This window comes from Rhodococcus sp. JS3073, assembly GCF_026810085.1.
In the GTDB taxonomy this organism is placed as follows: domain Bacteria; phylum Actinomycetota; class Actinomycetes; order Mycobacteriales; family Mycobacteriaceae; genus Rhodococcus_F; species Rhodococcus_F wratislaviensis.
Map to the genome: position 1 here is coordinate 4,429,148 of NZ_CP113951.1, position 12,063 is coordinate 4,441,210.

10 protein-coding genes are annotated in these 12,063 nt (G+C 67.3%); 6 read left to right on the forward strand and 4 right to left on the reverse strand.

All coding sequences use genetic code 11. From position 1 onward, the window contains the following. Positions 1-186 precede the first annotated feature (186 nt). Together OYT95_RS20055 and OYT95_RS20060 are read right to left on the reverse strand one after the other, a co-directional pair. Positions 187-867 carry a TetR/AcrR family transcriptional regulator gene (locus OYT95_RS20055; RefSeq protein WP_268788777.1) on the reverse strand — a complete coding sequence of 227 codons (681 nt, stop codon included), beginning with the start codon at positions 865-867 and terminating at the stop codon, positions 187-189. A gap of 283 nt (positions 868-1,150) precedes the next feature. Beyond that, positions 1,151-1,414 (reverse strand): hypothetical protein, encoded by a 264-nt coding sequence (locus OYT95_RS20060; RefSeq protein ID WP_328286503.1) that lies wholly within the window; start codon positions 1,412-1,414, stop codon positions 1,151-1,153. A gap of 754 nt (positions 1,415-2,168) precedes the next feature. Between OYT95_RS20060 and OYT95_RS20065 the strand changes: the two genes are divergently transcribed. The 4 genes from OYT95_RS20065 to OYT95_RS20080 all read left to right on the forward strand — a co-directional run bounded on the left by OYT95_RS20065 (position 2,169) and on the right by OYT95_RS20080 (position 6,840). Beyond that, positions 2,169-3,470: an ice-binding family protein gene (locus OYT95_RS20065; protein ID WP_268788779.1), complete on the forward strand. Its 1,302-nt coding sequence runs from the start codon at positions 2,169-2,171 to the stop codon at positions 3,468-3,470. Continuing rightward, a complete protein-coding gene (locus OYT95_RS20070; protein ID WP_268788780.1) occupies positions 3,467-4,174 on the forward strand; it encodes a class F sortase in 708 nt (235 codons plus the stop codon). The genes OYT95_RS20065 and OYT95_RS20070 overlap by 4 nt, the downstream gene beginning before the upstream one ends. 220 nt (positions 4,175-4,394) lie before the next feature. Further along, complete coding sequence (proS, locus tag OYT95_RS20075; RefSeq protein WP_268788781.1) at positions 4,395-5,831, forward strand: proline--tRNA ligase; 1,437 nt, start codon at positions 4,395-4,397, stop codon at positions 5,829-5,831. Between the two features lie 160 nt (positions 5,832-5,991). Continuing rightward, complete coding sequence (locus tag OYT95_RS20080) at positions 5,992-6,840, forward strand: hypothetical protein (RefSeq protein ID WP_268788782.1); 849 nt, start codon at positions 5,992-5,994, stop codon at positions 6,838-6,840. Positions 6,841-6,883: 43 nt separating this feature from the next. Here OYT95_RS20080 and OYT95_RS20085 read toward each other — a convergent pair whose 3' ends face one another. Further along, positions 6,884-8,059, reverse strand: coding sequence for an MFS transporter (locus OYT95_RS20085; protein ID WP_268788783.1), 1,176 nt, complete (start codon positions 8,057-8,059; stop codon positions 6,884-6,886). A gap of 144 nt (positions 8,060-8,203) precedes the next feature. On the opposite strand from OYT95_RS20085, the gene OYT95_RS20090 reads away from it, so the two are divergent. Further along, a complete protein-coding gene (locus OYT95_RS20090; protein WP_268788784.1) occupies positions 8,204-9,565 on the forward strand; it encodes an amidase in 1,362 nt (453 codons plus the stop codon). A gap of 23 nt (positions 9,566-9,588) precedes the next feature. Here the strand turns inward: OYT95_RS20090 and OYT95_RS20095 are convergent, their stop codons facing one another. Further along, positions 9,589-10,776 (reverse strand): CaiB/BaiF CoA transferase family protein, encoded by a 1,188-nt coding sequence (locus OYT95_RS20095; protein ID WP_112299974.1) that lies wholly within the window; start codon positions 10,774-10,776, stop codon positions 9,589-9,591. Positions 10,777-10,956: 180 nt separating this feature from the next. Between OYT95_RS20095 and OYT95_RS20100 the strand changes: the two genes are divergently transcribed. Continuing rightward, entirely contained in the window at positions 10,957-12,060 is a 1,104-nt protein-coding gene (locus tag OYT95_RS20100; RefSeq protein WP_268788785.1) for an XdhC family protein, read from the forward strand. Positions 12,061-12,063: the final 3 nt, after the last annotated feature.

Sequence of the window (12,063 nt, forward strand, 5' to 3'; positions counted from 1 at the left end):
TGTCCCTACCAGTTCGGGAGACCGGCCTTCACCAGACGTCTGTCGCCCTACAGGCTGGCGCTGGTATTCATGCCCGAGCGGGGACATCGGGGCAACAATCCCGCAGGCTCTGTGCCCGAGCATGTCCCGTACCCTATTGGGGCGTGCCGGCATGCCGAATTCGACGGCTGAGGGGATGCCGTCCGGTTACAGGGGGTCGCCTACTGTTTCGGGATGGTGCTTAGGTGAGCAATCCTGGCGGGCCTTCGTGGCAATGATCTGGACCAGATCGTCGAGTGCGGTGAGGGTGGCGCCGCTGTCACGGTCGACGAGCCAGCGCAGTACCAGCCCGTCGAGCGCAGCCAGGGCGAAGCGCGCGACCTGGTCGACCGGAGTGCTCCAGGTGACGCCGGCCCGGTGGGCGCACAGGTCGAGGAACGCGACGGCCTCGGTGTCCATGGTGCGGTACTGGCGGGCCGCGATTGCTCCGGCGGAGTCATTGCCGGCCCCGCGTTGGCGCAGGGCTTGCGCGGTGATCTCGTAGGTCAGCAACTGATGGTCGGGACTGGCTTCGATGATCGGCCACAGGCCGCGAATTCCGGCCCCCAGGAGTTCTCGAAGACCCGCAATACCGCGCAGTTCCAGAGGACCGACCAGCTGACTGAAGGCTAGGCGCATCGCCTCACTGATCTCGAGGATCAGGCACTGCCCCATCTCGGTGAGAAGCTCTTCCTTGTGCTCGAAGTGGTAGTGCACCACTCCGAGCGACACCCCGGCGGCCTCGGCCACATTACGGATGGTCAGCGCAGCGAGACCCTGTTGCGCGGTGACAGCGAGCGCCGCCTCGATGAGCTGTCCGCGGCGAACATCAGCGGGAAGCCTTTGCATTCCCGGATCGTATGCGTTCGATCCTTTCGAGGAGACGAATCGGACCGCCACCGTGTCCCACGTCACGGTGTGCCCAGTCGGACCGTAGGGTCAGCTGCGGCTCCAGCGGCCATCGTGTTGTGGCGTCCCTCCCGGTGTCCCATTGTCGGTGCCGCCGAGCAACAGTGCACGATCGGCGAGGCTCGAAATGCTCGAGATTGCCCTGCCGGCGGCGAGACGATCCCTACCGATGAAATCTGTGCGGCTCGGGGCCGGAGGCGAGATCGGATGTCCTCGGTCGGGGTTACTTCGACGATAGCCACAGCCTGAATGCTTCGGCCGTCGCCGCCTGCAAAGTCGTCCCGCGGGTGGCTACTTCGATCTTCACCTGCCGCAGCAACTCCGGGTCCACGCGCGCGGAGAACTGCGGGAGCTTCGTCGCACCGACGGAGACTGGAGCGGCCTCGGCTGTAGTCCTCGGTAAGAGCGGATCCGAATCACAACCCAGCGCCGCGATCTGCAGAACGGTGTCGGACGCTCCCGCAGAGTGCTCGTTGCCCATCTTCATCTCCTTGACGTACCGATGAGGTAGCTGTTCGACGAGATCGGCGGCCTCGGTGCCGCACCCTCGCGTGTTCAGTCCGGGAGGGCTGACTTTGCAGGCACATGTTGAGCGTTACGCGAAATATCGGAAAAAATTCTGTTGCCACAGTTACGACCGGAGCGGTCGGAACTTGAAAGCTGACGCATTGAAAGATAGCACGCGTGATCGCAACGTAACTTGTTACCAGAAAAATAAACAAATACGAGAATGGTGACATCGGTCCAAAAGGGCGAGGATTTACCGTTCCTGAAATTGTTTGACGCCGCGTACCGTACCGCGGGTATGAAAATGCATGCAATGTAGCTTGGTAACAATATTTCAATTTAACTTATCGAACGTCCAAGCAGTATAAATTGGCGAACCTTGCTGTACGTCCAACCGAGAGCGAAACGCGCACTACCAGGTCAGATCCGGGGTTCTCTTGCTCAGGCGCGTGCTTCTCGTTCTTGTGAAGAAAAATGCTTTTCGCCGTGACGGCCGCGGTCACGCCTCTTCGGTCGACAGTTTCCAAAGTTGCCGATTCCCGCGAGCGCGGATTCGCCATTCGGACGTAAATTATTTAATAACCGACACACCGCGCCGGTCGTTGACACATACCGGGTGGTTTGCGAATGATTCCTGCCATCAACCGCTCCACGGTGAGGGGAAATTCGTGACATCGGTGCACACTTCGACCCAGGCGCGTACTCCGCGTCGCTGGTTTGTCGCGGGGGCCGCCATGGCGACCGCCACGGCTGTGATCATCTTCGGTGGAGTCGCGTCAGCGGCCCACCCTCCGGTCGGACTGGGGACAGCCACCTCCTTCGCGATATTGGCGGGCCAAACGGTCACCAACACCGGCCCTTCGATCATCTCCGGGGATCTGGGTGTCAGCCCGGGCAGCGCGGTCACCGGCTTTCCACCAGGAACGGTGATCAACGGCACGCAACACGTTGCCGATGCTGTTGCACTGCAAGCTCAATCCGACTTGACGACGGCATACAACGATGCGGCAGGACGGACGCCCGCCACTGCGGCGCCCCCCGATCTCGGTGGCCTGACTCTGGTCGACGGCACCTACAACACGGCCGGTCCGATGGGCCTGACCGGGACCGTCACCCTCGATGCGCAGGGTGATCCCAACTCGGTGTTCATCTTTCAGGCCGGGTCCACGTTGATCACCGCGTCGAACAGCACGGTCGCCCTCATCAACGGGGCCTCACCGTGCAACGTGTTCTGGCAGGTGGGTAGCTCTGCGACCCTGGGGACCAACACCACCTTCGTCGGAACCATTATGGCGTTGACCTCGATCTCGGTGCAGACCGGCACCACCGTGAACGGACGCGTATTGGCACGTAACGGCGCAGTCACTCTGGACACCAACACCATCACCCGGCCCAACTGCGGCACGCCGCCGCCGACATCCACGACGACACCGCCGCCGACCACGACAACCACGACCACGGCACCGCCGACCACCACCACTACGACCGTCACCAACGGTCCCATCATTCCGATTCCCATTCCGATCCCCATCCCCATTCCGATCCCACCCGGCGGAGGAATCCCCGGCATCCCTGGTGTCCCCGGTGTCCCCGGAATTCCCGGCCCTCCCGCTCCTCCGGGCCCGCCGGCACCCCCCGGCCCTCCGGCTCCTCCGGCTCCTCCGGCTCCCCCGGCCCCTCCGGCTCCTCCGGCTCCTCCCGCTCCTCCCGCTCCTCCGGCTCCTCCCGCTCCCCCCGGCGGGCCTGGAGGACCTGGTGAGCAGGGCGGCCCGGGTGAGCAAGGCGGACCCGGTGAGCAAGGCGGACCTGGTGAACAAGGCGGACCCGGTGAGCAAGGCGGCCCCGGCGGCGGAGGCAAGGGCGGCCCTGGCGGCAACGGATACATCATCCCCAAGGGGCATCCGGAAACGGGGGCCGGCGGCACCACTCCACCCTCCCGTGACAGCGTGCTTCTCCGATCCCTTGCAGTGCTGGCCCTGGCCGGATCGGGCATGGCGGCAGGCCAGGGGGCGCGACTGCGCAGGAGGCAGCGATGAGCGACCCGAGCTCCGAAATGTCAGAGCCCGTCCCGGGCCCCGAGTGGCCAGGGCCCGAGGGGGCGATGGGCAGGGTAAAACGCTGGTGGGTGGTGGCAGCGGTCCTGATACTCATCGCGACGGCTGTCCTCGCCCTACGCAGCTATCAGGATTCGGGAGATCCGCAGCTCGGACAGCCATCCGTGACCGACACCGTGCCGGTGCCCTCCGACGGGGCGTCCGGGCCGGCGCCGGTCGCGCTGCGGATCCCTGCGCTGGGGGTGGACGAATCACTCATCACTCTCGGACTCAATCCCGACGAAACAGTCGAGGTGCCCACCGATTTCGACAAGCCAGGGTGGTACAAGTTCGGGCCGGCTCCGGGCCAACTGGGTTCGGCAGTGATCCTGGGGCACGTCGATTCCTATGAGGGTCCGGCGGTGTTCTACCGATTGAAAGACCTCGAGGCGGGAGACTCGATCGAGGTGAGCTTGGCCGACGGCACCATCGCTCATTTCGCGGTCACCAAGGTGGAGACGTATCCGAAGACGGAGTTCCCGGCCGAGGAGGTGTACGGCTCTCACGGTGATGAAACGCTGCAACTGGTTACCTGTGGGGGAGAGTACGACGCGGAAGCCCGTAGCTACCTGTCCAACATCGTGGCCTACACCTCTCTGGTTGATACCGACACCGGGGAAGCTCCGGCCGCTGCCGGCCAGAAATGATCTGGCAACCGGGAAGTTCACGGGAGGTGAGCATTCGGCCCACCGTGGTCGGTTGTGGAGGCACGCTGTGGACTCGACGAGACTGTGGGGTACGACCCCGCGCAGGTTCTCGGCACGTCGAGATGTAGCCGATCAATCTTGTCGCCGCAGCCCGAGCGGCCGGCAGCCGGGTGCGCCAGGATCGACCACGGCTCGGGCCTCCCGAGTAGTCTGTCTGGGCATGGCACGGGATGAGCGTGGCGTGACAGCCCAGAGTGAGGACTTCGCTGCCTGGTACAACGAGGTGGTCTTCAAGGCGGGCCTCGTGGACCGGGGTCCGGCCAAGGGCACCATGGTGATCCGACCGTACGGGTACCGGCTGTGGGAGCTGTTGCAGTCCGAGTTGGACCGCCGCATCAAGGACACCGGTCACGAGAATGCATACTTCCCGTTGCTGATTCCGGAAAGCTACCTCGGGCGGGAAGCGGAACATGTCGAAGGGTTCTCTCCGGAACTGGCGGTGGTCACCCATGCCGGCGGGAAGATGCTCGAAGAGCCGCTGGTGGTGCGGCCGACGTCGGAGACGATCATCGGCGAGATGATGGCCAAGTGGATCAGTTCGCACCGCGACCTGCCGCTGCTGCTGAACCAGTGGGCGAACGTGGTGCGGTGGGAGCTACGGCCTCGAATGTTTCTTCGCACCACGGAATTTCTGTGGCAGGAGGGCCACACCGCGCATGCCGACGAGGCGGCCGCCCGCCGCGAGACGATGCTGGCGCTCGACATTTATCACGAGGTGGCGCGTGAGCTGGCCGCGATGCCGGTGGTCCCGGGTGAGAAGACGCCGGGTGAACGGTTCGCCGGTGCGGTGGCGACCTACACGATCGAGGGGATGATGCGTGACGGCCGTGCGCTGCAGTCCGGCACCTCGCATTACATGGGCACCAACTTCGCGTCGGCGTTCGATATCCGCTATACCTGCGAGGCGGATCGGGAAGAGTTGTGTCACACCACGTCCTGGGGAATGAGCACCCGGATGATCGGTGGCATCGTCATGACTCACGGGGACGACAAGGGCCTGGTGTTCCCGCCGCGGTTGGCGCCCCACCAGGTGGTGATCGTGCCGATCACCCGTGGCGGCAACGTTGCGGTCGAGGACGCGGCCGACGACCTGGCCCGCCGCTTGCGGTCGGCAGGAGTGCGTGCCCATGTCGATGCCCGCCCGCAGCTCACCCCGGGGTTCAAGTACAACGAGTGGGAGATGCGCGGCGTTCCGATCCGGCTCGAACTCGGTCCGCGGGATCTGGAGGCCGGCACCGTGATGATGGTGAGAAGACTCGGCGACGGCAAGCAGGCCGTGCCGATCGACTCCCTGCCCGAGACCATGCCGGGGGTCTTGGACGACTTTCAGGCCTTTCTGCTCGCTCGTGCGACCGCGTTCCGCGACAGCCACACTCGAACCGTCGACAACTGGGAGGACTTCGCGGATGCGGTGTCGACGGGGTGGGGACTGGCACTGCACTGCGGGAGTTCCACGTGCGAGGAGGAGATCAAGTCCCTGACCGCTGCGACCCCGCGGTGCGTTCCCCTGGGCGGCGAACCGGAGACAGGTGTGTGCGTGCGATGCGGCGCGGCGTCGGCGTACGGCAAGCGGGTGATCTTCGGGCGCGCCTACTGAGCGGCGCGACCCGGGCGAAAGGGCGCACACGGTGCGTGCAGGGGTGGCTATCACCACCCCTCGGGGGACTATTCGCAGGCCGGGCACTCGACGGACGCTGGGGATCTCGAAAACCGACCACTCGGAGAGAGAAGTCCCGCGATCGAAAGGAACCCGTCGCATGCCTCGCATCCTCGGCACCACCGTCCCCGACGTCCACGAACATGATCCGCCGGGCGCCGCGGCCATGCCTGCCGCCGAATCCGTCCCGAAGCCGGTCCGTCACCACTGGGCTTTTGCCCGGATCGGCCTGTACCTGCTGCTTGCGTCCCTGCCGCTGCTCGCGATCTCGGCGCAGGTGTTCGGCGTCGTGCCGATGAACGCCACCGGTGCGCTGGTGATCATTCCGCTCGCCGCCACCCTCGCCGTGTTGTGCGTGTTCGCTCCGCACCCGATCGACCGCATCGTCGGTCATGGCCTCGGCTGGGGGATGTTCGCGTGTCTTGCCTACGACGTCTTCCGCCTCGACACCGTGTATCTGCTCGGGATGTGGGGCGACTTCATTCCGAAGATGGGGACGTGGCTCCACTCGGGAACCGACACCCGGACCGGCGCGATCGTCGGGTACCTGTGGCGCTACCTCGGCGACGGCGGCGGCATCGGAATCGCGTTCTTCCTCATCGCCCTCGCGCTCGGCCTCCAACATCGGTCACGCCGCGTCGTCCTCCTCGCGTTCGTCACCTTCGCGGTGTTCCCGGTATGGGCCGGGCTCATCGGAACGGTCGCCCTGTCGCCACGGGGACAGCACGACATGTTTCCGCTCACGCCGACCACGATCACGCTGTCGCTGATCGGGCACCTGATCTTCGGGCTCGTGCTCGGCCTCGGCTTCCTGCGTGCGCGGGGCCGCCTCGGCCAGCACTGGCCGTGGCCGCCGCTGCTCCCGGTGCGGTCGCGGGCCGGTGCGCCGCAGTTGCGCAGTGAGGCGCTGGTGCCCGCGTGCGGCGAGTGCGGCGCGACCGAACGGTAACCCCCACGTGAGCGGCAAAGCGTGCCCGGACACGCTTTGCCGCTCACGTGCGGGTGAGGTGCCGGTCCTTGACCTTCCGGCCCACTGCCACGGACAGCAGCATCAGCAGCGCCGACCCCGCGAAGCAGGTGGCGTAGCCGAGGTGCGGGGCAAGAAGTGAAATGACGAACGGGACGGCGAAGCCGACGTAGATCAGGCAGTAGAACACCGCCACGGTCTGCGCGAGTTCGTCGGCCGGCGCCAGCCTTTCGACGGACGCGAGACCGGAACCGAGCAGGATGCCGTAGCAGGATCCGAGGAGGAAGGCCGCGACGACGATCGCGGCGACGGACAGCGCACCGTCCGTATACGCGACCACGGTCGCGGCGCCGAAGCCCAGCACCCCGAGGGTGATGCCGACCCGGATCCCGGTGACGGCGTCGTCCTGCTGCGACCACCGTTTGGCCCACGGTTGGATCACCGCCCCGGTGATCAGGGTCAGTGCCGCCACCAGCCCGGTGAACGCCACCGACGTGGAGCGCAGCGACTCGGAGACGAGCGGCGGAAGGGTCGCGAACGACACGGTCGCCACACCGAACACCCACGGCGCCCAGGGCGCGATGCCCCACCGGAACTGGGGCGTCGCCAGCACCGACAGGGGTTTCGCGGTGAGGTCAGTCGAACGGATCCGCTCGTCGGGCACCGCCCACACCAGCGCCAGGGCGCAGACCATCAACGCGATGTGCACCAGGTACGGGAGTAGTTCGGGGGCGGGCAGCCACTGCGCGATCACGCCGGCGAACAGGGCTCCGCAACCGAATCCCGCGGACAACGACACGGCGGCGCGGCGTGCACCCGCCCCGGCGGGCGCGGTGGAGCTGAGTTCCTTCATCCAGGCGGTTCCGGCGCCGAACGCCATGCCGGAGGCCAGTCCGGCCAGCACCCGGCCCAGGTAGAGCAGGTCGGGGACGGCGGCCCCCGCGATGAGGACGAGGGAGGAGACGATGCCGACGGGGATCATCGGGCGGATCACCGCGCGCCGGCCGAACCGGTCGGACACGCGCCCGAAGTACAGCAGGGCGGGTACGAGCCCGACGACATACGACGCGAGCATTGCGGTGAACGAACCATTCCCGAGACCGAGATGTTCGCGGTAGACGAGCTGCATCGGGGCGAACTGGTTGGCACCCCAGCTGACCGCGAACAGCGCGGCGGCGAGGCGGACCCAGGGCGAGAGCATCACCTGATCCTCCCAGAGCCCGTAGCGCGGCGAAGTATCAACTCTTCACAGCTCGGGCGGCGGATTCCTGTGCACCATGGCCGTGTGCGGCGGGTTCGGGGACCTCTAGCGTCGACCCCTGAGCACACGAGCCGAGGAGGACATGTGTGGGGTAACGACGGCAGCTGGGTCGGCTCGGACGCGCAGACGATCGCCCGCGCGGTGACGAACCGGGAGGTGTCCGCGAGCCAGGTGCTCGACGACCACCTGGCGCACATCAAGGCTCGGAATCCGGAGCTTAATGCTCTCGTCACCGTCGCCGAGGATCAGGCGATCCGGGCCGCCGACGACCTCGACACCCGGATCGGCCGAGGGGAGGACGTCGGTCCGCTGGCCGGGGTCCCGTTCACGGTGAAGGACCTGATCGCGACCGCCGGTGTCCGGACGACGGCGGGATCGCGGACGCTCGAGCACAACGTGCCTTCTGTGAACGCACCCGCGGTGGCCGCGATGAGGGCGGCCGGCGCGATTCTCGTCGGGAAGACGAACACCCCGGAGTTCGGGGCCAGCGGCCTCACGCACAACGACCTGTTCGGGTACACCGTGAACCCCCTCCGGCCCGGCGGCGTCCCCCGCTCCCCCGGCGGTTCGAGCGGCGGTGAGGCGGCGGCGGTCGCGTCCGGGATGAGTGTCGTCGGTCTCGGCACCGACTTCGGCGGCTCGGTCCGCTGGCCTGCCCACTGCACGGGACTGCGCTCCGTGCGCCCGACGATCGGCCGGGTGGACCCCGACGGGCAGTATCCCGGTGTCCCGTCGGGCGATCACCTGCTGACCAATCCGGCGACCATGCACGGCACACTGCAGACGATCGGTCCGATGGCACGGACCCTCGACGACGCGGCGCTGGTGCTGCGGGTGCTCTCGTCCCGGCAGTATCTCTGGACGGACCCGGGTTCGGTGGACCTCGCGCGCCTCGACATCACGTGGGCGCCCGGTGACGGGACCGTGCCCGTCGGCGTCGAGATCGTCGCGGCCGTTGCAGGTGCGGCCCGAAGGCTCGGTGCCCGCTCGTACGAGGGCGGGGCGCTGGCGGAGGGGAACGACCTGTTCGGGACGTTGCGGTCGGTCGAAACCCACACCGACATCGAGGAACTCGGCACCGACTTCGGGGCGAACATCGCCACCATGCTCTCCGGCGTGCGGGACGTGGATCGGCAAGTGGTCGAGCGACTGTGGGCGCAGCGGTCGGACCTCGTCCACCGGTTGCTCGGCGAGATGGGGGACGTCCTCGTCCTTCCCGTCGCCTCGATCCCGGCGCCGCCGCTCGGCGAAGAACTGTTCGACGTCGGTGGGCAGTCGCTCACCTGGGCGCAGGCCCTGGCGAGTTGCCGCGCGATCAGCGTCACGGGTCTGCCGTCCGTCGTCGTTCCGGTGGGAAACACGAAGTCCGGGTTGCCGATCGGCGTGCAGGTCGTCGCGCGGCCGTGGTGTGAGCACGTGGCGTTGGCCGTGGCCGCCCGGTTGTGAGGCGACCACGGCCGACGCGGGTGTCAGATTACCCGGTCTCGCCGCAGGCCCTCGATGTCTTCGTCGCTCAGCCCGAAATCACCGAGCACCTCGGCCGTGTCCTGTCCCAGCACCATCGGCGGCGCATTCCGGATGGGCAGCGTCTCGTCGTCCACCCAGAACGGACCACGGACCAGCGGCACTTCACCGCCGTTCGGTGTGGCCACCGGCTGCACCATCTTCAGCGCCTGCACCTGCGGGTCGGCGAAGGCCTGATCGATCGTGTGGACGGGACCGCACGGGATGCCCGCCGCGCGAATCGCCGTCACCCATTCGGCGGCCGGCCGCACGGACAGCAGTTCGAGGAGTTCCTTGGTGAGCCGATCGCGGTGCGCGAGTCGTGACTGGCCGGTGCGGTATTCGGGCCGGTCGGCGAGTTCGGGATCCCCGAGAACCTGGCACAGCGACTCCCAGTGCCGATCCGAGCCGGTCGCGATGATGATGGGGAAATCGGCCGTGTCGAACGTGCCGTACGGCGTGATCGTCGGGTGCGTGTTGCCGTTCGGCTCCGCGACGCGTCCGGTGCTCAGGTAGTTCTGCGCCTGGAACGACATGATCGACAGGGCCGATTCGAGCAGCGACGTCTGCACGTGATGGCCGGCGCCGTCACGGCCCCGCGACACGAGTGCCGCCGTGATGCCCAGCGCCGCATAGATACCGGACACCGTATCGATGATCGGGATGCCGACGCGCATCGGCGTGTGGTCGCCCGCGCCGGTCACCGACATCAGACCCGACATGCCCTGCGCCACCTGATCGAGTCCCGGGGAGAACTGCTCGGGGCCGGTCGGCCCGAAACCGCTGACACTCATGACGATCACTCCGGGATTGTCCTCGGCGAGCGACTCCTGATCGAGCCCCATGTCCGCGAGGACGCCGGGTCGGAAGTTCTCGACGATGACGTCCACGTCGACGGCCATGCGGCGCAGCAGTTTCCGACCCTGCTCGCTGCGCATGTCGAGCGCGACGGACCGTTTGCCGCGGTTGACGGAGGCGAAGTACAGGCTGTCGCTGCCGTCGAACGGCGGCCACTGCCGGGAACTGTCGCCACCGGAACGGGTCTCGACCTTGATGATGTCGGCGCCGAAATCGGACAGCAGTGCCGTGCACAGCGGACCGGCGAGGGCCCGCGTGAGGTCGAGGACCCGGATCCCGCTGAGCAACTGGTTCATGGTGGATCCTCGGTTCTCTGTGAAGGAAGGGGGACCGTCCGAGAATTGCGGACCCGCCGATCGATAGCGATGGCGAGAATGCACAAGCGGCCGCTGGGGATTTCGGCGCATTGTGTGCCGCGACGGGCTGCCGCCGCCGGTTAGCGTGAGCTACCGAGGAAACCCGAGGAGGACGAGACGATGCGCGACATCCTGACGGGCCTGGAATCGTGGTTCGGCCGCGGCGAAAATTTCGCCCTCGCCACGGTGGTGCGCACCTGGAAGTCGTCCCCGCGGGCACCGGGCGCGGCGATGGCCGTGTCGGAATCCGGTGAGGTGCTCGGAAGCGTGTCCGGTGGGTGCGTCGAGAGCGCGCTGTACGAGACGGCGCGGGACGTGCTGGCCGACGGGCGCAGCCGGACGGAAGTGTTCTGCGTGGCGGACGACGACGCGATCGGTGTCGGTCTGACGTGCGGCGGCACCATCGAGGTGTTCGTGCAGCGCATCGGGCACCACGACTTCCCGGACTTCGCGCAGGTGGCGCGGCGCATCCGCGGCGGTGAGTCGATTGCCGTCGTGACGGAGACCGGCGACGGATCACGGACCCGGCGCTGCGTGATCGCCGGGGGCCGGCAGGCGGGCGACCTCGACCTGCCCGAGACCGACGTCGAGAGTGTCCGCCGCCGACTCGAAGCCGGTGAGTCGCTGGTGTATCAGCTGCAGTCCGACACGGTGTGCATGGTCGAGATCTTCGCGCCCCCACCGCGGATGTACATCTTCGGGGCCATCGACTTCGCAGCGGCCATGTGCACGCTGGGCGCGTTCGCCGGCTACCACGTCACGGTGATCGACGCCCGCGCCGTGTTCGCGACGCGGGCCCGGTTCCCGGACGCCGACGACGTCGTCGTGATGTGGCCGCACCGGTTCCTCGAGACCGCGGCGGTCGACCGCCGGACGGTGCTCGCGGTGCTCACCCACGACGAGAAGTTCGACATTCCGCTGCTCGGGCTCGCCCTGCGATCGGACGCCGCGTACATCGGCGCGATGGGCAGCCGGGCCACGCACGAGCGCCGGGTCGCCTTGCTGCGCGAACAGGGGACGACCGCGCCCGAGTTGGCGCGGCTGCATTCACCGATCGGCCTCGACCTGGGCGCCCGCACTCCCGAGGAGACCGCGGTGTCGATCCTCGCCGAGATGATGAAGACGACCCGGGGCACCACCGGGCTCGAGCTCCAGCAGCTGAGCGGTCCGATCCACCGTGATGCGCCGGCCGGGACCGGCCGTCCGCTCGAGTGCACCGCGTGACCA

Coding starts and splice junctions, on each gene's coding strand:
- OYT95_RS20055 (WP_268788777.1), bottom strand. CDS start 867: ATGCAAAGGCTTCCCGCTGATGTTCGCCGCGGACAGCTCATCGAGGCG.
- OYT95_RS20060 (WP_328286503.1), bottom strand. CDS start 1,414: ATGAAGATGGGCAACGAGCACTCTGCGGGAGCGTCCGACACCGTTCTG.
- OYT95_RS20065 (WP_268788779.1), top strand. CDS start 2,169: ATGGCGACCGCCACGGCTGTGATCATCTTCGGTGGAGTCGCGTCAGCG.
- OYT95_RS20070 (WP_268788780.1), top strand. CDS start 3,467: ATGAGCGACCCGAGCTCCGAAATGTCAGAGCCCGTCCCGGGCCCCGAG.
- proS (WP_268788781.1), top strand. CDS start 4,395: ATGGCACGGGATGAGCGTGGCGTGACAGCCCAGAGTGAGGACTTCGCT.
- OYT95_RS20080 (WP_268788782.1), top strand. CDS start 5,992: ATGCCTCGCATCCTCGGCACCACCGTCCCCGACGTCCACGAACATGAT.
- OYT95_RS20085 (WP_268788783.1), bottom strand. CDS start 8,059: ATGCTCTCGCCCTGGGTCCGCCTCGCCGCCGCGCTGTTCGCGGTCAGC.
- OYT95_RS20095 (WP_112299974.1), bottom strand. CDS start 10,776: ATGAACCAGTTGCTCAGCGGGATCCGGGTCCTCGACCTCACGCGGGCC.
- OYT95_RS20100 (WP_268788785.1), top strand. CDS start 10,957: ATGCGCGACATCCTGACGGGCCTGGAATCGTGGTTCGGCCGCGGCGAA.